This is a genomic window from Methanomassiliicoccales archaeon LGM-RCC1 (assembly GCA_030168575.1).
Classification (GTDB): domain Archaea; phylum Thermoplasmatota; class Thermoplasmata; order Methanomassiliicoccales; family Methanomethylophilaceae; genus Methanoprimaticola.
Genome location: CP115555.1, coordinates 172,787 through 192,848, shown reverse-complemented (window position 1 = coordinate 192,848; position 20,062 = coordinate 172,787). Strand labels below are relative to the sequence as shown.

18 protein-coding genes, 2 tRNA genes and 1 rRNA gene are annotated in these 20,062 nt (G+C 52.8%); 7 read left to right on the top strand and 14 right to left on the bottom strand.

All coding sequences use genetic code 11. From position 1 onward, the window contains the following. Positions 1-5: 5 nt before the first annotated feature. Both psmA and PED39_00815 read right to left on the bottom strand, forming a co-directional pair. Complete coding sequence (gene psmA / locus PED39_00820) at positions 6-728, bottom strand: archaeal proteasome endopeptidase complex subunit alpha (GenBank protein ID WII07765.1); 723 nt, start codon at positions 726-728, stop codon at positions 6-8. 69 nt (positions 729-797) lie between these two features. After that, the gene (locus PED39_00815; GenBank protein ID WII07764.1) at positions 798-1,100 is read right to left on the bottom strand and encodes a hypothetical protein; all 303 of its coding nucleotides are present in this window, start codon (positions 1,098-1,100) and stop codon (positions 798-800) included. Positions 1,101-1,598: 498 nt separating this feature from the next. Here PED39_00815 and PED39_00810 point away from each other — a divergent pair, with 498 nt between their 5' ends. From PED39_00810 to PED39_00795, 4 genes are read left to right on the top strand one after another with little or no spacing between them, the layout of a single operon-like run. Next, positions 1,599-4,619 carry an FAD-dependent oxidoreductase gene (locus PED39_00810; protein WII07763.1) on the top strand — a complete coding sequence of 1,007 codons (3,021 nt, stop codon included), beginning with the start codon at positions 1,599-1,601 and terminating at the stop codon, positions 4,617-4,619. A gap of 1 nt (position 4,620) precedes the next feature. Next, entirely contained in the window at positions 4,621-5,043 is a 423-nt protein-coding gene (locus PED39_00805) for a hydrogenase iron-sulfur subunit (GenBank protein ID WII07762.1), read from the top strand. A gap of 1 nt (position 5,044) precedes the next feature. Next, positions 5,045-6,244 carry an oxidoreductase gene (locus tag PED39_00800; GenBank protein WII07761.1) on the top strand — a complete coding sequence of 400 codons (1,200 nt, stop codon included), beginning with the start codon at positions 5,045-5,047 and terminating at the stop codon, positions 6,242-6,244. Between the two features lies 1 nt (position 6,245). Continuing rightward, complete coding sequence (locus PED39_00795; protein ID WII07760.1) at positions 6,246-7,763, top strand: Ni/Fe hydrogenase subunit alpha; 1,518 nt, start codon at positions 6,246-6,248, stop codon at positions 7,761-7,763. Between the two features lie 78 nt (positions 7,764-7,841). Here PED39_00795 and PED39_00790 read toward each other — a convergent pair whose 3' ends face one another. The 4 genes from PED39_00790 to PED39_00775 all read right to left on the bottom strand — a co-directional run bounded on the left by PED39_00790 (position 7,842) and on the right by PED39_00775 (position 10,806). Further along, positions 7,842-8,636: a metallophosphoesterase gene (locus PED39_00790; protein WII07759.1), complete on the bottom strand. Its 795-nt coding sequence runs from the start codon at positions 8,634-8,636 to the stop codon at positions 7,842-7,844. A 2-nt stretch (positions 8,637-8,638) separates the two neighbouring features. Further along, the gene (locus PED39_00785) at positions 8,639-10,021 is read right to left on the bottom strand and encodes an NAD(P)H-hydrate dehydratase (GenBank protein ID WII07758.1); all 1,383 of its coding nucleotides are present in this window, start codon (positions 10,019-10,021) and stop codon (positions 8,639-8,641) included. Positions 10,022-10,026: 5 nt separating this feature from the next. Then, positions 10,027-10,323, bottom strand: coding sequence for a signal recognition particle subunit SRP19/SEC65 family protein (locus PED39_00780; GenBank protein ID WII07757.1), 297 nt, complete (start codon positions 10,321-10,323; stop codon positions 10,027-10,029). Between the two features lie 102 nt (positions 10,324-10,425). Next, positions 10,426-10,806, bottom strand: a complete 381-nt coding sequence (locus PED39_00775; protein WII07756.1) for a 30S ribosomal protein S8e — start codon at positions 10,804-10,806, stop codon at positions 10,426-10,428. A 315-nt stretch (positions 10,807-11,121) separates the two neighbouring features. Between PED39_00775 and PED39_00770 the strand changes: the two genes are divergently transcribed. After that, complete coding sequence (locus PED39_00770; protein ID WII07755.1) at positions 11,122-11,673, top strand: GNAT family N-acetyltransferase; 552 nt, start codon at positions 11,122-11,124, stop codon at positions 11,671-11,673. On the opposite strand, the gene PED39_00765 is transcribed toward PED39_00770, so the two are convergent. The 4 genes from PED39_00765 to PED39_00750 form a co-directional block, all read right to left on the bottom strand. Next, positions 11,621-12,262 (bottom strand): metallophosphoesterase, encoded by a 642-nt coding sequence (locus tag PED39_00765; protein ID WII07754.1) that lies wholly within the window; start codon positions 12,260-12,262, stop codon positions 11,621-11,623. The genes PED39_00770 and PED39_00765 overlap by 53 nt on opposite strands. Before the next feature lie 24 nt (positions 12,263-12,286). Then, positions 12,287-13,318, bottom strand: coding sequence for a hypothetical protein (locus PED39_00760; GenBank protein WII07753.1), 1,032 nt, complete (start codon positions 13,316-13,318; stop codon positions 12,287-12,289). An 8-nt stretch (positions 13,319-13,326) separates the two neighbouring features. Further along, a complete protein-coding gene (locus tag PED39_00755) occupies positions 13,327-14,283 on the bottom strand; it encodes a hypothetical protein (GenBank protein ID WII07752.1) in 957 nt (318 codons plus the stop codon). A gap of 101 nt (positions 14,284-14,384) precedes the next feature. Beyond that, positions 14,385-14,470: transfer RNA gene (locus PED39_00750), tRNA-Ser, on the bottom strand. Positions 14,471-15,145: 675 nt separating this feature from the next. Here PED39_00750 and PED39_00745 point away from each other — a divergent pair. Together PED39_00745 and PED39_00740 are read left to right on the top strand one after the other, a co-directional pair. Next, positions 15,146-16,615 (top strand): 16S ribosomal RNA (locus tag PED39_00745). A 149-nt stretch (positions 16,616-16,764) separates the two neighbouring features. Further along, complete coding sequence (locus PED39_00740; protein ID WII07751.1) at positions 16,765-17,238, top strand: hypothetical protein; 474 nt, start codon at positions 16,765-16,767, stop codon at positions 17,236-17,238. Between the two features lies 1 nt (position 17,239). On the opposite strand, the gene PED39_00735 is transcribed toward PED39_00740, so the two are convergent. The 4 genes from PED39_00735 to PED39_00720 all read right to left on the bottom strand — a co-directional run bounded on the left by PED39_00735 (position 17,240) and on the right by PED39_00720 (position 19,900). Further along, a complete protein-coding gene (locus tag PED39_00735; GenBank protein ID WII07750.1) occupies positions 17,240-17,869 on the bottom strand; it encodes a flavodoxin family protein in 630 nt (209 codons plus the stop codon). A gap of 63 nt (positions 17,870-17,932) precedes the next feature. Next, a tRNA-Gln gene (locus PED39_00730) sits at positions 17,933-18,008 on the bottom strand. 27 nt (positions 18,009-18,035) lie between these two features. Then, positions 18,036-19,265 carry a tRNA (N(6)-L-threonylcarbamoyladenosine(37)-C(2))-methylthiotransferase gene (locus PED39_00725; protein WII07749.1) on the bottom strand — a complete coding sequence of 410 codons (1,230 nt, stop codon included), beginning with the start codon at positions 19,263-19,265 and terminating at the stop codon, positions 18,036-18,038. Beyond that, positions 19,265-19,900, bottom strand: a complete 636-nt coding sequence (locus PED39_00720) for a translation initiation factor IF-2 subunit beta (GenBank protein ID WII07748.1) — start codon at positions 19,898-19,900, stop codon at positions 19,265-19,267. The genes PED39_00725 and PED39_00720 overlap by 1 nt, the downstream gene beginning before the upstream one ends. Between the last annotated feature and the right edge of the window lie 162 nt (positions 19,901-20,062).

The window sequence follows — 20,062 nt, the reverse complement described above, 5'->3', positions numbered from 1 at the left end:
CTGCCTCAGGCCTTTTCCTTGGATTTCTTCAGCAGTGCCTCGATCTCGGATTCGGTCAGTCTCCTGAACCTCTTTCCGACCTCGGCAACACCGATCTCTGTGGTCTCGGCGCTGGGCTTCTCCTCGATGGCTGCCTCCAACGCCTTCAGTCCGAGCTTCAGTGCCGCATTGGCGGTCATGTCGTCCTTGTATTCCTTCTCGAATACGTCCATGACTGCGGGGCGTCCGCTTCCGATTCCTGTCGCCTTGTATGCGACAAGTGCTCCGGAGGGGTCGGTCTCGAAGAGGTGTACTCCGAGGTCATCCGTTCCAGCTACCAGGAGGGCTGTTCCGAAGGGACGTGCCCCGCCGTACTGGGTGAACTGCTGCTTGTAATCGCAAACCTTCTTGACGAGCATCTCGACGGAGATGTTCTCGCCGTAGCTGACCCTGTGGACCTGGGCCTCATGCCTGGCCTGATCGACCAGCACCCTAGCGTCCGCAACGAGTCCAGAAGTCGCACATCCGATGTAGTCATCGATATCGTGGATCTTCTCGGTGGATTTAGGCTCCAGGAGTTTGCTCATCGATCTCTTGTCGACGATGAGGGCCACTCCGCCTTTGTACTTTAGTCCGATGGTCGTGGAACCTTTCTTCACGGCCTCACGGGCGTACTCTACTTGGAAAAGTCTTCCGTCAGGGGAGAAAACTGTGATCCCCCTGTCATAAGCCATTTGTCCGGGTTGCATAATTGCTGCTCCTTTTTTCTTTACGCGGGAGCATTCTTAAAGTATTATAAAAGGAAGAGGTAGGAAGGTTCAGCGTTTCTTCTTCTGGGAGACCTTAAGTTCGGGATACTCCTCACGTATCTTCCTGAGAGTTCCTGATGTGATGAGGGATTCGCACCCCGGATAGGCTGCCTTCATGGCCTCCGTCACGGCCTCCTTCTCAGAGGGGTTGCATCTAACTACAGCCTTGCCTCCGAAGCTAGTGATGACGCGGAGATCGGGCATGGATGTCTCTAAGCTTGACAATGCTGAGAGGACATCGGATCTCCCTGCGGATTCCGGTACTGTGTAGACGATGTAGCGCCTTCTTCCGCGGACGGCTTTCACGACCATGGACCAGGGTACAACGTCCTCTTTCTTAACATCTTTCTCGCTGTCGCCACCACGGTCGATATTCGTTGTTTTCCTATTGTTTTTTAGCTCTACCTAAACAATTTTAGGTCTTTAGATGGATGAATTATGTATCCATCATCAATCTGATAGCCAGACAAAAATTGTACGCAAAAAATCCCCATTTCCGCACTATTTAAAAATTATTTTAACGTCACTTAATATGAAGATATAATTTTACTTCGCCTAAATACGAATTAAAATTCAAAATTTAACTAAAAATTTGGTAGCATTATCATAAAGGATGAGATAAATTAATGTCAATAAAAGAAATGCTGGCACATGAAATAACAATTAATTTTTAGCAATATTTTGATTTTAATCAAAAATCGACTTCGACGGTCTTTGTAATAATTATTAAGAATATTTATTGCTTTCGTAAAAGCCCTTAATATACCAATAATTCATGCCTTAATTATTCCTTATACGGGAGGCAATGATTTGACAAAATCGGCATTGGTTATCGGAGGAGGAATTGCGGGTATTCAAGCATCGCTTGATCTTGCAGACAGGGACATTCATGTCTACCTTGTGGAGAAAGACCCCACAATCGGTGGAATCATGTGCCGTCTCGACAAGACATTCCCTACGAATGATTGTTCCGCATGTATCCTCTCGCCTAAAATGGCGGATTGTAACGGACATCCCAACATTGACGTTCTGACCTACCACGAGGTTCAGAAGGTCGAGGGTAAGGCAGGAGATTTCAAGGTGACTGTCCTCAAGAAGGCCAGGTACGTCAACCCCAACGAGTGTACCGGCTGTGGAGACTGTCTTGCAAAGTGTCCTGTTAAGAACATCCCCGACAAGTACGAGTTCGGGCTCACAACAAGGAAGGCAATCTACATCCCCCACGCACAGGCTGTGCCCAGGGTTGCAGTTATCGACGCCAGCGTTTGCATGAAGATCAACAAAGACAAATGTGGAAACTGCGCCAAGGCTTGTGGAAAGGGCGCAATCCACTACGATGACAAGGATGAGCTCATCACACTTGAAGTCGGATCCATCATTTCTGCGATCGGATTCAAGGTATGGGACGCACACATCGCCAGCGAGTACGGATACGGCAGGTTCGCAAACGTCGTCACCGCCATCGAGTACGAGAGGATCATGTGCGCATCCGGACCTCACAGGGGTCACATCGTCTGCCCCTCCAACGGAGAGGCACCCAAGAAGATCGCCTACATCCAGTGCTGCGGATCCAGGTCCCAGAAGAAGGGATGGAAGAAGTACTGTTCTTCCGTCTGCTGTATGTACGCGACAAAGCAGGCAATGATCACAAAGGAGCACGGAGATCTCCAGGAGGACATCTTCTTCATGGACATCAGGTCCTACGGAAAGGAGTTCGAGGCCTACATCGAGAGAGGCCAGAAGGAGTACGGAATCAACATGCACCGCGGTGCACGTGTCTCCAACATCGAGGAGGACCCCGAGACAAAGAAGCTGCTCATCAGCTACACCGACGACAACAACGATGGTGTAACAGAGGAGTTCGACATGGCAGTCCTCTCAATCGGTCTCACACCCCCCGAGGGAGCCGAGGAGTTCGCCCAGACACTTGGAATCGAGCTCAACGAGTACGGATTCTGTAAGACCACGGTCTTCCACCCCCTCGAGACAACCAGGCCCGGTATCTTCGTAACCGGAGCCTTCGCGGCACCCAAGGACATCCCCACATCTGTCGCCGAGGCATGCGGATCCTCCGCAAAGGCCGGAGCATGGATCGTCGGCAAGAACTTCGAGCCCTGCGCTCCCAAAGTCTACCCCGAGGAGAAGGAAGTCATCGGTATCGAGCCCAGGGTCGGAGTATGGGTCTGCCACTGCGGTATCAACATCGGATCAGTCGTTGATGTCCCCGCCGTCACAGAGTACGCGAAGACACTTCCCGGAGTCGTCATCTCCAGCGAGTCACAGTATGCATGTGCACAGGACTGTCTGGATGCGATTTCCACAGCAATCAAGGAGCACGACCTCAACAGAGTCGTCGTCGCATCCTGTACCCCCAGGACACACGAGCCCCTCTTCAGGGAGGCATGCAGGAACGGAGGACTGAACAAGTACCTGTTCAACATGGCCAACATCCGTGACCAGTGCTCGTGGATCCACATGCACGCCCACGACGAGGCAACCGCAAAGGCAAAGGACCTTCTGAGGATGGCCATCGCAAAGGCATGCCTGCTCGAGCCTCTCGAGGGATCCGAGATCCCCGTCACCCAGGCAGCAGCCATCATCGGAGGAGGAATCACCGGAATGAACGCTGCACTCGACATCGCCGCACAGGGATTCCCTGTCCACCTCGTCGAGAGGGAGAAGGAACTCGGAGGATTCGCACGCAACTTCAACTTCAAGGAGGATGGAGTTTCCGTTAAGGATTACCTCGCAGAGACAATCAAGAAAGTGCAGAACGAGAAGCTCATCACAGTCCACACCGGTGTTACCGTTAAGGACATCCCCGGATTCAAGGGTAACTTTGAGCTCCAGCTCAGCGACGGTACCAAGTACCCCGTCGGAGGAGTCCTCTTCGCCGTCGGAGCTGCCCAGTACCAGCCCACAGAGTACGGATTCGGAAACGATGAGAAGGTCACAACCCAGATCGCACTCGAGAAGAAACTCGAATCCGGAGACTTCAACGGAAAGGACGTTGTATTCGTCAGCTGTATCGGATCCAGGAACGACAAGGTCAAGTACTGTTCACGTGTCTGCTGCGCTTCCATGCTCTGCAACGCGATCAAGATCAAGTTGAAGGACCCCACAGCGAATGTCACCATCATCCACAAGGACATCAGGACATACGGATTCCGTGAGGAGATGTACCTGAAGGCATGCCAGCTGGGAGTCAGGTTCCTTAGGTACCCCGTCGAGGACGAGCTGCCCAAGTACAACGGAACCTACATCAACGCATACGACGCAACACTCGGAGAGGATCTCGACGTCCCCGTCGACACCCTGGTGCTCGCTACCGGTATCGCACCCCTCAGGGAGGAGAAGGAGGAGCTCGCCAAGATGGTCAAGGTCCCCATCTCCAAGGACGGTTACTACTTCGAGGCCCATCAGAAACTGAGGCCCGTCGACTTCGCAACTGAGGGAGTATACGTTGCAGGAACCGCACACTGGCCCAAGTTCATGGACGAGTGTATCGCTCAGGCATCCGGAGCAGCCTCCAGGATGCTGACCGTCATCTCCAAGTCCAAGTACATTTCCGAGGGTATCGTAGCTACCTCCAACCCCGACCGCTGTGACGGTTGCGGTGTCTGTGTAGGATGCTGTGATTACAACGCCATCTCGCTCGTCGAGCAGCCCAACGGAGCCTTCAAGAGTTTCGTCAACGCCGGTCTCTGTAAGGGATGCGGAAGCTGTGTCGCGTCCTGTCCTGCAGGTGCGATGGAGCAGAGAGGATTCAGGAACAAGCAGATCTGCGCTGAGATCGACGCATGTCTCGATTTCCCCGTAGGAGGTCAGTGAAATGGCAGACTTTGAGCCAAGGATTGTAACATTCTGCTGCAACTGGTGTTCATACGCCGGTGCAGACGGAGCTGGAGTCGCAAGGCTTCAGATGCCCACAAACTTCCGTATCATCAGGACAATGTGCTCCGCACGTGTCGACCCCGAGTTCGTTCTCAGGGCCTTCTCCAAGGGAGCAGACGGAGTCATGGTGCTCGGATGCCACCCTGCAGACTGCCACTACATCGGCGGTAACTACAGGGCCAGGAGAAGAATTGCTCTGCTGAGGATGGTCCTCGAGCAGTACGGTTTCGACCCCAAGAGACTCAAACTTGAGTGGGTCTCCGCATCAGAGGGAGAGAAATTCCAGAAGACAATCGTCGACTTCGTCGATGTGATCAAGCAGCTCGGACCCACACCGCTCAAGAAAGAGGAGGCGAACTGATATGGGATTCTTCGATAAGTTATTCAAGAAGGGAGAGAAGAAAGAGGAGCCTAAGGCAGCAAAGGCAGCCGCGGCACCCAAGGCAGCAGCTGCACCTGTCGCAGACGGACCCAAGGAGCCCATCGGACTCCAGGCAGCAGACCTTGGAGAGCTTCTCCCCGGAGCACCTCCAGGAGGAAAGTTCAAGCTCGCTATCTACTGGGCAGCAGCCTGTGGAGGATGCGACGTTTCACTCCTCGACACAAACGAGAGGATCCTCACCATCGGTGACATGGCAGACATCGTAATGTGGCCTATCGCAGCCGACGGAAAGGAGAAGGACATCGAGGCAATGGAAGACGGAGAGATTCTCGTCTCCATCATCTCCGGAGCAGTAAGGAATTCCGAGAACGAGCACATGGTCAAGCTTCTGAGGAAGAAGTCCAAGGTCGTTGTCTCATACGGAACCTGTGCATGCTTCGGTGGAAGCCCCGCCCTTGCAAACCTCGTCCCCGGAGAGGGAAAGGAGATTCTGGAGTACGTCTACCAGAAGACTCCCACGACAGCCAACTTCCAGGCGGATTACCACGCCGGTGCACCCGTTGTCCCCCAGACCTCATACCAGGCACCTGAGGGAGAGCTCACTCTGCCTGTGTTCTACGACACAGTCAAGACACTCGACCAGGTCATCGACGTCGACTACTACGTCCCCCGATGTCCTCCCCTCCAGGAGTCCATCAGCGTCCTGCTCAAGGCAGTCGCGGACTTTGCTTACAGGGGAGTTCCCCTCCCGCCCAAGGGAACCGAGATCGGAGTCACTACCAAGACCCTGTGCGAGGAGTGCCCCAGGAAGAAGGAGAACCTCAGAATCGAGCACATCTACGAGCCCCACGAGATCGATGTCAAGCCCGACGTGTGCCTGATGGACCAGGGAATCCTGTGCCTCGGACCCGCAACAGTCGGTGGATGCGGTGCAAGGTGCACCAAGGTAGGCCAGCCCTGCCGTGGATGCTACGGACCCACATCCGATGTCCAGGAGCACGGAGCAAGTGTGTTCACAGCTATCGCTTCGATGTTCCCCATCCGCGAGGACGACGGAATCATCGGAGAGAGCGAGATCGTGAAGATCATGTCGGAAGTCAAGGACCCGCTCGGATACTTCTACGCATTCACTCTCGGTAAGTCATTGATTAGGAAAGCAGTTGTAGAAGGAGGTCAGTGAAATGACAGGACCTATCATTTGGGACGAGAAGCAGAAGGTCACCGGAAACAAAGTGACCGTCGACCCCATCACACGTCTCGAGGGACACGGAAAGATCGAGATCTTCCTCGACGACAAGGGAGACGTTGCCAACGCATACTGGCAGGTTCCCGAGGTCAGGGGATTCGAGAGATTCTGTATCGGAAGGAAAGTAACAGAGCTCAACCAGATCACAGCAAGGCTGTGCGGAGTGTGCCCCGGAGCACACCACATGGCCTCGACAAAGGCGATTGACGGATGCTACAACACGAAGCCCACAGAGGTCGCGTACCTCCTCAGGGACACGTTCTACAACGCCCATTTCGTGCACAGCCACATCGCGCACTTCTATGCGCTGGCAGCACCCGACTTCGTCTGCGGACCCGCAGCACCTGCCGCGGAGAGGAACGTTCTCGGAGTCGTAGCCCGCGTAGGACTCGAACTCGGAGGAGCAGTCCTCAAGACACGTGCGGAGGCCCAGAAGGTTCAGGCTATCATCGGAGGAAAGCCCACTCACCCCGTGATGGGAGTCCCTGGTGGAGTCACCACTGCTATCACAAAGGAGCAGCAGAAGGAGATCATCGGCTACGCTCAGGGAATGATCGACTTCGCAAAGACCTCTATGCAGGTCTTCAACGATGTCGTTCTCGGAAACAAGGAGTACATGGACATCGTCCTCAACCCCGACCTCTACTACAACGAGACATACCACATGGGACTCGTCAACGAGAGGGGACAGTTCGAGATCCACGACGGAAAGGTCAAGGTCGTCAACCAGAAGGGAGAGGACTGGGATCTTTACGACCCCTACGATTACCTCGACCACATCGGAGAGGCAGTCGAGCCCTGGTCCTACGAGAAGTTCCCCTACCTGAAGAAGCCCGGATACAAGGGACTCGTTCCCGGACCCGACAGTGGAATGTACAGAGCATCGCCCCTTTCTAGGCTTAACGTCGCGAAGGAGATGCCCACACCTCTCGCTCAGGAAGAGTTCGAGAAGTACAAGGGAATCCTCAAGGACGCTGGAGTCGAGGGACCCTGCCAGCACACACTGGTCACTCACTGGGCAAGGCTTATCGAGCTGCTCTGCTGCGCTGAGAAGTGTTTCGAGGACGCACAGTGCCCTGACCTGACTAGCAGCGACATCAAGCAGAAGGACATCCACGCCGGCGGACGCGGAGTAGGATGCGTCGAGGCTCCCCGCGGAACCCTGACACACGACTACACCTGTGACGAGAACGGTATTGTCACTGCATGTAACCTTGTCGTCGGAACGACCAACAACAACGGACCCATTTGTATGGACGTTGCCAAGGTCGCAAAGGGACTCATCCACAACTATGAGGTCTCCCCCGGTCTGCTGAACATGGTTGAGATGGCGTTCAGGGCATACGACCCCTGCAACTCCTGTGCAACCCACAGCCTGCCTGGACAGATGCCTCTGACAGCAGTCATCAGGAACTCTGACGGATCTGTCTACGACACGGTCACCAGGAACTGAAAACAATAAAAGGGAGGGGGCAACCCCTCCCGCCCGCAAAACCACTTCTTACTTCTGCGTTTTGATTATTGAAAAAGATCAACTGTACTTCGCACGGCTCTGAGGGCCCTGTTTGAATCTGGTGTTTTCCCTTCCGGATATCATGTTGTTCGATCTCTTTCCGAGATCTATGCCGTCCAGAAGATACAGATGCGCATTGTCCAGATCCAACAGGTCACTGTTCAGAACAGGCCCCAGAAGATCCTCTCCGATGACGTTCACCGGAGAACCGCCAAGCATCCTGTTGAACGCAGGGACCACGATGAAGTTGCGAGGCAGCTTCTGATACTTCTCATCCTCTGTCTTGGCGAAGGTTCCCCTGAACCAGCACGGTTCTGTCATCTGCCTTCCGACACCGTCTCTGAACATGACCGCAGGGTGGTTGTGGCCTAAGATGAGGGTGTCGCAGTCCATGACTTCCTCCGAGGGCCACGTATGGCCGTGGATGAGTCCAAGGCCATCTATCTTGAGACCGGTGGCAGGACGTATCCTGACTTTAGACGGGAGGAATTCCTCGATCATCGTGTCGTGGTTGCCCCGCACAACATCTATGGAATTGAAGCGTTCGAACAGGCTCTCGAAGAAATCCGGAATCTCAGCATACTCCTGTTTCGTGGATCCGGGAACGGAGTCCTTGACGTCGCCTATGACCACGAGTCTGTTGATGTCATCATCGGCAGCATCCAGGATGGCCTGATGCATATCAGAGGTATGAGATGTGAGATGGAATCCTTTGGCTCTGAGATGGGATTCCAGACCGATGTGTAGGTCGGTGATCACAAGGCTGTTTCCGGCCTTGAGGGCGGGTATGCCGTAGACCGGTTGAAGGTCCATCTTCACCTCAGGTTGTCTCTCAGAACGTGGGGGATCTCCTCTATGATGTCGGTGGCCACCAGTCCGTAGGACTTGTCCTTGAAGGCATATTCCCCAGCTTTTCCAGATAGGAACGCTCCGAGCGAGGCGGCCTCCATGGTACTGAGGCCCTTGGACAGCAGAGCGGCGACGGCTCCAGAGAGGACGTCACCGGTTCCTGCCCCGGTCATCGCCGCGGTTCCGGACCTGTTGTATCTGGTCGCGTTTCCGTTGGTGATCGTGTCCACGTGTCCCTTCAGGAGAAGCGTGACATTCATCAACTGTGCGAGGGGCTCAGGTCCTCCGTACTGGGAATCCAGCTTGCGGAACTCTCCTTTGTGGGGTGTGAGGATCGTAGGTGTGGGGATCTCCATCCCGATGATCGCAGACAGCGCATCGGCATCGACGACCATGGGTGTCTTGCACTTCCTGACGAACTCTTTGACTGCGAGCATTGTGTCGGGGTCCTTCCCGATGCCGGGTCCGATAAGGACGGCATCGTAGTTCATGGATTCCGCCAGGAGCATATCCACTGATTCGGTGGTCAGATGGTTCCCGGGAAGGGGGGTGATCATGAGGACCGGAGAATATGTCGCAACGATGGGTGCGACGGTCTCCGGCGTGTAGAGCCTGACGATGTCCGCTCCGGTCCTGAGCGCTGATAGGGAGCACATGACGGCAGCCCCATAATAGGGTCCTCCTGCAATGATCATGAGCCTGCCGTTCTCCCCTTTGTGGCTGTTCTCGTCCGGAACAGGGTATCTGAGGACGTCCCCAGGTCCGATAAACTTCATGGCATCCACGGGGATTCCCACATCGGCAACGAGGATGTTACCGCAGTTGTCGTCGTTCATCCCTGTCTTGACATCATGGAATGTGATGGTCGTCCGAGGGACGATGGTGACATCGGATCCGAGTCCCGATGGGACATCGACCGATACGATGGGGAGGCCTGATGCATTGGCCTCCAGTATGAAACTCCTGTAAGGGTCCTTTACTTTGCCCCTGATACCTGTGCCCAGTGCGCAGTCGACAATGACATCCGCCTCATTGAGAAGGCTTGAATTGTATTCCTCCACTCTACACTGAAGCTTGGAGTACCTCTGCTTGGAGATCTCGGAGTGGATGGCGCTGGATTTCCTTAGGAGCGCCACTGTGACCATGGAAGGATCCATGAGCAATGCGGCGGCGAATCCGTCACCGCCGTTGTTGCCGGGCCCGCATACGAACAGTATACGGCTCTGGGGGTAATGTTCGATAAGGAAGCTGGAAACGACCTTCCCAGCATTGTCCATCAGGGTGGACACGGGGATACCCAAGGCTTCCGAGTTGGCATCGATCACTCTTGAATCAAGACCGGATATCATGGGCCTCACCTTCCCTGATTCTTCACCAGGACCTCTGCGATCTTGGGCAGAAGCTCGGTCTTGGACATGTCGGTCCTCTCCACTTTGACGCATCCGTGCTTCTCACGGGGGAACTTGGGGTAGGACATGTCCTCGCGTATCTCGAATTCAAGATCCAAAATCATCGCACCCTTTGCGATGAGGTCGAGATTAGGGCTGGGTACGCACAATTCCTTGGGCAGCCTCCTTCCCTGTGCCCTGGTCAGGTTAGCGTCGAAATACTCTGGCCATAGCGTAATCGCAACATCCGGATCGTATGTCATGATTGTGGGATAGAAGTCGGACTAATAATGGTTTCCGAATTATTGTTCAAAAAGAAATATCCTTACCCGAGAGGGGTAAGTAAAGGGTTTGTGTCAATGTGATTACTCGATGAGCACTGCGTTAATTGCTCCATCCTGGCCAGGCCTGGATGTGATGATGGCATCTCCGATCTCTGTGGAGATGGTGGCTCCCTTGTTCATGATGTTACGCTGAACATAGTTGGGATCCGAGGGGTTGGACTTAACGGTCAGGATCTTTGCCTTTGTGACCTTGTTAGTCTTCTTGTCCATTACATTTGCGTACTCTGTGCTGAGCATACCAACCTTGACACTTCCGCCCATTCCGCGATACTGCTTGAGATTCGTTGCACCGATCTTGGTGTACTGCTTCTCTCTGCTGATCTCGAATTTTCTCTTTCCCTGACTGGGGACGAGTCTGCCTCCAGTGGGCTTTCTGTTGGATTTACCCTGCCAAAGTGCCATAGTAATCGAGCCCTCTAATTATAGTGCTCTATATAAAAGTTATCAGAAATAAGATACCAGGAAGATCCGGGAGAGATGAATCTCCCGGCGAAACCCCGAATGTCCAGAGAGATTGTCGATGATGACCGATCTCGCCATCGGCCACGAGACACAGAGTGGTTGAACTGGACATCCTCGAGTCTCTACCCCATTGGATGGGTGTAGCACTATCTGATTGCATTCTATTTAACTATACCTATAGGGGGTATTGGTTGTGCATAAAAAATCAGAATTCTTGTGCGCTACCAGTATTTATCAGCAAACCGATTTCCAGTCATGGAATTGATATTCCTGAATGAATCCGATGCCGAATCCATCTCGGAGTACATCCATGATATGTGGGTGGACACGTATGCTCCAATCATCAAGGGCGGAAGGCAGCACGCCGAGGACATATTCGATGATTGGGTCGGCCCGGGGAGGATCAGGAAGGATATGTCAATGGGCCATTTCTACGCATACCCTGTCAAGGACGGGCGGATCCTGGGCCTGATGTCCGCCGGCAAGGAAGGCGACGAACTATTCATCAGCAAAGTCTACATCGCTCCTGAGCACAGGGGCGAGGGTTACGGCAGCGAAGCTGTGAAGCTGGTATTGGATTACGGTAGGGCCAGGGCCTGCAAGAGGGCTGTTCTGGAAGTGAATCCCAAGAATGAGAATGCAAAGAGATTCTATTCGGGATTGGGATTCAAGAAAGTGGGCGTCAGAGAATACGAGAGCGGTGCTTACACAGATCTGATGGCCGTCGACCTGCGACGACCATCAGTTGTGAAGTTCATTCTTTGTGGAGCATCATCACATCGACGACCTTTCCGCCGTCCACAGTGATGATTGCGCTGTAACCGTCCTTTGCAGGACCGGGGTTGACGAAGACCGTTCCGTCGATCTCTTTGCATCCGATCGCTTCATGGATGTGTCCGGACATCGCCAGAATAGGTTTGTACTCATCGACGATCTTCTTGATCGCAGGGCACCCGACGTGCGCTCCGGAGGGAATCTCATCCAGGATTCCATAGGAAGGCGCGTGAGTCATGAGGATCATACCCTTCGAGGATATCGGTTTCAGACTGTTGTAGATCTCATCCTCCTCCAGTTCGAAAGGCGAATCGAAGGGGCTCCTGTTCCCGCCGCCCAGACCGACAAGGTCGTATCCGTCGATTACGGTCTTCTTCTTGTGCATATCGATGGCGATATTACCGACCTTGGACGGCATATCCCTAGCATCGCAGTTACCGGGAAGGACGTACACCCTACCTTTGATCTTGGATAGTAGCTCGACAGCCTGATCCGCCGTACCCATATCAGTGACGTCACCCAAGTGTATGACGAAGTCGACCTTGTGCTCTTCGATCTCCTTGTTGATCCAATCCAGAGCGGATGCGTTCTGATGGAGGTCTGTGATCAGTAGGAATTTCATGATACGTAATCAGGAGTTCCGTAATTAATCATTCTGGGGATACTCTTCCTGTAGCTGTTCTTCCCACTCGTAGATATCTAGGTCGGCAGTTTGGAAGAATCTGGGCTGCACCTTCGGCTTGTCCTTGATGCGGATCCTCATGAAGAAGCCTTCATCCCCGTACAAACGGAGGTACAGGCCCTCGCTGGCCTGTTCGAATGAATGGTAGTTGAGAGGGAAACCGGTACCGTACGGGCGGGTCTTCAGATCCTCATCGACGCTGATCCTGATCCTGTTCTCGCCTCTCCACTTCTTGGAGGTGAGCAGCAGGGATCTCTTGCCGTCGTGGACTGTGGCTGTGTACAGGGCCTCGATCGGGCAGTCTAGACCAGTTACATACCATTTGCTCATGTCCATTCCTAGGAGGGGATAGACCTCCTCCGTGTAGATGTACGCCCCGGGCCCGGAGGACAGCAATGCATCCGTGGCCTCTATGCCTCCTCTGAGCTTCGAGCCCATACTTTCCTCACGGACGTCCCTCTGGATAAGGAAGAGCGTGAAGAGGAGATAGATGAAGACCGATGAAAGGTTGTACACTGCAAGCAGCATCAGATCGACTTCCAGGCTTAAGATGGCGATGATGAGGATCATGAAACTGGCGGCCAGATTAAGAATCATCATGGTTATGCTGACGTATATAAGACGGGTCACACTGTGTTCGTCTCCGATGAAACAGTGAATTCCGCTCACCATCATGACGAGATCCATGAAGAACAGGATGGCCATACCGGGTGCTTCCATCAATTCGGGGATCAAGGTCCCCATTTCAATCACCGGGATGCAGACTGCAATCGTCAGTATAGCGAACCTCGGCGGCCTGTTTATGTAGCGTATGACAAGGATTGCGGGGATAATGTACGCGAGTGATGCCCACTCTGTGGTGATATCGAACACTTCCTTCGGGACGATTATCAGGATCAGTGTCGCGACGAAGATGGACAGACAGCCAATGGCTATCAGGACAAGCAACACCTTGGGGAGTACGGACATATGTCTGCCAATCTTGCTCCTGTTCATCCCGTTGTTCAGGATCTCGCCCCCTTGCTGAGACCGACTATGAAGTCGGTACCGTCTTTGCCGTACATGTGGAGGACGTTACCCTCTCTGCGAACAACGTCCACCTTTATCCTGTTGGCGTGTATGATGGAACCTGGGTTGGAAGAGATGGTCAGATATATGCCGTCATGCCCTTTCCATATCTGTGCGGTCACGTTCGCCTCCATGGTATTCCCGGTGATGGTGAACGTCATCTCACGGTCGACTGGGCCGTCGTTGTTCCTTATCCAAAGATTTCCGTCGCGGTTCAGGAGATTCTCCGCTACAATAGGGTTGATATGTGCATCGTCATCCATGCGGTAGTTCTCACGTATGCGGGTCAGGTGGGTGACTATCCGGCCTTCCGATGTTCCATAACGAATGAACTCCGTATCTAGCAAGATGAGCAGCACCAGGTACATTATGCACTCTACGAACCTTGTATTGGTGTCAATATATGGTGTGAAGGGCAGTATGCTCTGGGATCCATTGGCGACCAGCATGAGCAGATCGATCATTGCGAGTATGATGGATGTGATTGACATGGACAGGCGCCTGATGACCCTTCCCATGCAGAAGGATGCACCGGTGTACATCAGGTTAATCGCCAGCAATATCATGACACAGTTGATGGCCGCGGGCACCATGTCATCGAAGTCCAATATATCCAATCTCAGGGCAAAACGGGACAATCCTAGGGAAACCGCATAGAGTCCTATGCATCTTATCAGGTCTCTTCTTCCGACAATGATGATGAACAGTCCTGAAATGGTCATAATAATGTGTGCGATGACAATCAGCGAGGAAGGTTCGATGGAGACGTAGACGTCTTTGTAGAGGAGGTATCCTCCGTATGCTAACAAGAGAATCCCCATGGCTATGCCTAGGGCATAGGGTAGAATCTTGAAGGCTTTGAGAGCTCTCATTCTCCAATTCCGTTTATCCATCGGACCACTTGTTGCGGAGAGGAATTGCGATGATTCTAAAAGTTGTTTGCGGAAGAAAGGCCGACAGCCTAGGGTCATTTGTCAGATAGAAGAGGTGAGAATGGCGTGGAGGACGTGATTTGAACACGCGAGCGCATAGCGCACTAGCTTAGCAGGCTGGCGCCTTACCGGGCTGGGCCACCTCCACTTGTATTCTGGGGAATGATATATCTCTAATAAAGGTTTGGTCGCATCACTAGTTCTCTTCTTACTTATATTATAGATAAGATGATTATTGGAGAAGATGCCTATCCAATCAGAATAAGCTGTGAAATAGAAGATGGAATGTTATTTTTGGATAGTATCATGGACCTTTGAAAACCCTCATCCTCAATGTTTTTATAATACGTGAAAATAGGGGGGGTTGCGCGATGAGGCGGCGACCACCCAGTGGTTGTCCGGACCGATTTGCGATGATGATCGACCCCGAGGTTTCGAGGGAAAAGAACTCCGTCAGGAATTCTTATATACTCCCTCAGATTACACGGGGTTGCGCGATGCGACGTCAGGTCGACTCCCAGAGTCACTGGCGGTCAAGTCACGTTCCATGTATGTGGCTCGGTGGCCTTCCATATAGGATTATATACTTGAGCAATATACAGGGGAATGCGCGGTCCGATATGGCCGCAATCATGGAGAATCATGATCCCCGGCAGGGAAACACCATCCTGTCGTGCCCTCATGAATTCTGACGTTCGATGCTACGAATGTTCCGTTAGACGGAATATTCGAAAGAGTGTGCCGTTTAGCGGGACAGCGGTGAAACATGGTAAACTGCCAGTTTCAATTTCATCCATCAAAGACGAAATAAGTCAATGATTTGACTCCGGTTGATCCTGCCGGCGGCCACCGCTATAGGATTTCGATTAAGACATGCGAGTCGAGAGTCGTTATGGACTCGGCGGACTGCTCAGTAACACGTGGAGAACGTGCCCTTAAGTGGGGGATAATCTCGGGAAATTCAGGATAATACCCCATAGATCATGGCATCTGGAATGAGTCATGGTTCAAAGTTCCGGCGCTTAAGGATCGCTCTGCGGCCTATCAGGTAGTAGTGGGTGTAAAGTACCCCCTAGCCTACGACGGGTATGGGCCTTGAGAGAGGGAGCCCAGAGTTGGATTCTGAGACACGAATCCAGGCCCTACGGGGCGCAGCAGTCGCGAAAACTTCACACTGGGGGCAACCCCGATGAGGGAAATCCTAGTGCTAGGACATTTGTTCTAGCTTTTCTCAAGCGTAGATAACTTGAGGAATAAGGGCTGGGTAAGACGGGTGCCAGCCGCCGCGGTAATACCTGCAGCCCAAGTGGTGGTCGATTTTATTGAGTCTAAAACGTTCGTAGCCGGTTTGGTAAATCTTTGGGTAAATCGGGAAGCTCAACTTTCCGACTTCCGAAGAGACTGTCAAACTTGGGACCGGGAGAGGCTAGAGGTACTTCTGGGGTAGGGGTAAAATCCTGTAATCCTAGAAGGACCACCGGTGGCGAAGGCGTCTAGCTAGAACGGATCCGACGGTGAGGGACGAAGCCCTGGGTCGCAAACGGGATTAGATACCCCGGTAGTCCAGGGTGTAAACGCTGCCGACTTGGTGTTGGAGGCCCTTCGGGGGCATTCAGTGCCGGAGAGAAGTTGTTAAGTCGGCTACTTGGGGAGTACGTCCGCAAGGATGAAACTTAAAGGAATTGGCGGGGGAGCACCGCAACGGGAGGAGCGTGCGGTTTAATTGGATTCAACACCGGAAAACTCACCAAGGGCGACTATCACATGAAAGCCAGGCTAACGACCTTGCTTGATTCTTAGAGAGGTGGTGCATGGCCGTCGTCAGTTCGTACCGTAAGGCGTTCTCTTAAGTGAGATAACGAACGAGACCCTCATCTATAATTGCTACTTCACCCTCCGGGGTGGAGGCACATTATCGAGACCGCTGGCGCTAAGTCAGAGGAAGGAGAGGTCAACGGTAGGTCAGTATGCCCCGAATCTCTTGGGCTACACGCGCGCTACAAAGGGCGGGACAATGGGCTACGACGCCGAAAGGCGAAGTCAATCTCGAAACCCGTCCGTAGTTCGGATTGAGGGTTGTAACTCACCCTCATGAAGCTGGATTCCGTAGTAATCGCGAATCAAAAACTCGCGGTGAATATGCCCCTGCTCCTTGCACACACCGCCCGTCAAACCATCCGAGTTGGGTTTCAGTGAGGTGGCCCCTGATTAGGGTCTTCGAACTGAGATTTAGCAAGGAAGGTTAAGTCGTAACAAGGTATCTGTAGGGGAACCTGCAGATGGATCACCTCCTACGCAGGGATGGGGTTCGCCCCATCCCTCTCAAAATTAACGCGTAACAATTGCAAGGAAATTCGTAAAGGATTTCCCGCAATTCCTTGGCAGCTTACCATGCACTAAACGTAGCATCGAACGTCACTTCATTTCTATCAGGTACTTTCAATGACAATCGTTGTTTATTCCTCTAAAACAGGTTCTTCAAAGAAATACGCAGAGGCCTTCGCTTCTAAGAAAGGTTATTTGTGCTATTCGGTTAAGGACGAATATGATCCGAATGAGATGATCGTGTTCTTCGGATGGCTGAGAGGACCTGCAATAGTGGGAATAGACAAGATCAACAAGCAGAGGCTCCTGGCCGTGGCATCCGTCTCCCTGGAAGAAACTCCGGAGTTCGGGTGGGCAAAGGTCAAGGACCAGAACAGCATCAATGTCCCGTTCTATCATCTGAGGGGATGGATCGACCGCAAGAAGCTGAACATCTTCGATAGGCTCTTCTTCGATTTCCTCTGCGCATTCTACAAGCTGAGGGGATTCGATGATCGCACTGGCCCATTGTTCGATGCTATGATGAATGGCGGCAGCTTCTATGACGAATCTGGTCTGGAGCCGCTTTTCCTGTTCACAGAGAACAGATGATTTACCTTCTGGCGATGGAAACCCCCATCGAGAATGCTTTCTTCAGCTCCTCGGGGAACACTTTCTCCCTTCTCTCGATTCTCTCTTCTGCATTGAAGAACGTCCAGCTGAATTTGCTGTAGTCGTTGACCTGCATAGTGTTTCCGGATATCAGGGTCTGGGTGGGACCAATGAACCTTTCGATGGTTGCCTTGTAACCGTTAATCTTGTCCACATACATCGTGTCATCTGCGTTGCTGGTCATCACGAGCATCACTGGGATGAAATGGTCGTTGCAGCATGGCCTTTCCAGGTTATACGTGAGGTACGGGAAGATCAGCCTCTCGTAGAAGAGTTTGAATTCGGCACACAGGTCTCCAAAATAGTTGGGAGCACCCATTATCAGTCCGTCAGCGGTCTTTATCGAATCCAAAACGGGTTTCAATGCATCCTTGAAGATACATTCCCCTTCATGATCCTTCCTCTTGCATCCGAAGCAGGAGACACAGCCGGAGATTCCTCCCAGCTTGTAGAGGTCGTACTTCTCCACGGTCGCCCCTTCCGATTCAGCTCCTTTCACAGCCTCTTGGACGAGCATGTCCGTATTCCAGTTCTTGCGCGGGCTACCGTTGATTGCAACGATTTTGGTCATGGTTGAAGGTTAGTCAGTATTCAGAATTAATCTTTCGTCCTAACATGGATTAAGAATTGATGATGGTAGTCCCGTCCGGATTCGAACCGGAGTCGCCGGCTCCAAAGGCCGGCATGATTGACCACTACACTACGGGACTCTGTGTCCAGATGATACAGTTGTCTTATTACAACCTTTGTCCGAACAGATATGTGGGTCTGCAATCGGTGACCTCGATGTCGACGAAGGTTCCGAGCGGGATGTCCTCCCTGATGACTACTGGACGGTAATACTCGGTGCGGACTATGGTTCCCTCCTTGCCCACTTCTGTCGCTAAAGTTCTGAATCTCTGACCGATGAGCCTTTTGTTCACTTCGTACTCCACTGAATTCTTCAGCTCTGTCAGTTCGGTGGATCTCTCTTTGAGTATTCTGCCGTGGAGCTGTTCCATGGAGGCAGCTTCGGTACCCGGTCTCGATGAGAATCTCGTGATGTTGAGGGTATCTGCGTGAAGATCCTTTATGAGCATCTTGGTCTTCTCATGATCCTCATCAGTCTCTCCGGGGAAGCCGGTTATGATATCTGTGGCGATGCTGATTTCTGGTATGCTGGCACGTAGGGTGTCAACCAATTCCATGAACGTCTCTGCGGTGTATCCTCTGCGCATGTTCTTGAGCACAGTATCGCTTCCGCTCTGAACCGGGATATGCAGGAATCTGTACATCCTGCTGTCATCCATAGTCTCTATGAGGCCGTCGACGATCTTCTTCAGATGGTTGGGGTTCATCATGCCTATGCGCACCCTGTAATCTCCATCTTTCTGTAGCATTGAACGAATCAACGAAGGCAGATCAGTCTTACTGTCCGCACCATAGCAGGCGGTGTCCTGAGCGGTTATGAGGACCTCCTTGGCTCCGTCATCAATGAATCTGTTGAATTCCGAAACAAGCTCATTCTCAGGGTAGCTCTGAAGCCTCCCTCTCGCGAACTTGGTGATGCAATAAGTGCAATTGCCCAAGCATCCCTGAGCTATCGGCAGAATGGCATCCGTCCCTTCATGCACTGCAAGAGGAGGCCCGGCTATTCCGTATCTGTCAGCGACCTCCTTGGCGAAACGATGGTAGTCAGAAGGCGCCAGAACGATGGATTCTGGAAGGCGTATCTCGACCCTCTTGGGCTGAACCTTAGCCATGCATCCGGTGACGATGACCTCCTTCTTCATCTTCTTGAGCTCGGAGATCCTCGAGAGCATGTGCTTCTCGGTGGTCTCTACAACTGTGCAGGTATTCAGGATGACTATGTCCGCGTCTTCCGGCGAGGATGCCTCCTGGTAACCCATGGACGCCATGTCGCGGGAGAGCTTGCGCCCTTCCCCGTAGTTCATCGTACAGCCGTACGATTCAACGTAGTACTTCATCAGCGGGTGCAGGGCTCGGTGGTGGGGACTGCGAAAGCGGTCTTGGCCGAGATCTTGGTGATCTTCGCGTGGACCGTTGCGCCCTTGACTGTTCCGGGAACGACGACCAGGTAGTCGAAGACCTTTCCGACCCCATCGCCCTTCTTTCCAACATCGGAGATTGTGACCTCGATGATGTCGCCTTCCCTGATGGTGTTGGCGGTGTCGGCCTTGACGGATTTCCTGACGGTGATGGGCCTGCGTGCACCGCATGCCTCGCACTCGAGCATCAGTGTCCTTCCGTCCTTGGTCATCTTGGTGTCGGGCAGGCCGCACTCGGAACATATAACATAGGTCTCGGTGTACATTTGGATCTTGTCGTTGATCTGCTGGGGACCGATCTTGGCTTTGAAAACAGCCCTGCGTCCCTCGATGTTTCCGGGGGTTCCCAGTTCCTTGAGCATGAACTGGAGCAGGTGCTGGGGATCCCTCCTCAGCTTGTCGGTGATATCGATGAAGTTCCTCAGAACTGTGATCTTTCCCTCTTGGAGGACATCCATCTCAGGGAGTTCGAACCTCTCGTGGTTCTCGATCGTCTCAGGACAGGCAATTTTTGCTCTGTCGAGCAATGCCAAGTAATCATCGTCTCCGGCCATGTTATACACCTTGGGTTGGGCTATTGGGGGTTTACTTATAAAGGTTTACATACGCGCGCGTCTGAGCTATATGAGTCGAAATATCGCGAATCCTCATCGTTTTTGCTCTGAAACGGCGGACTTTGAAGAGAGTATGTGCGAACTTTCCTATCCACCCCTCCC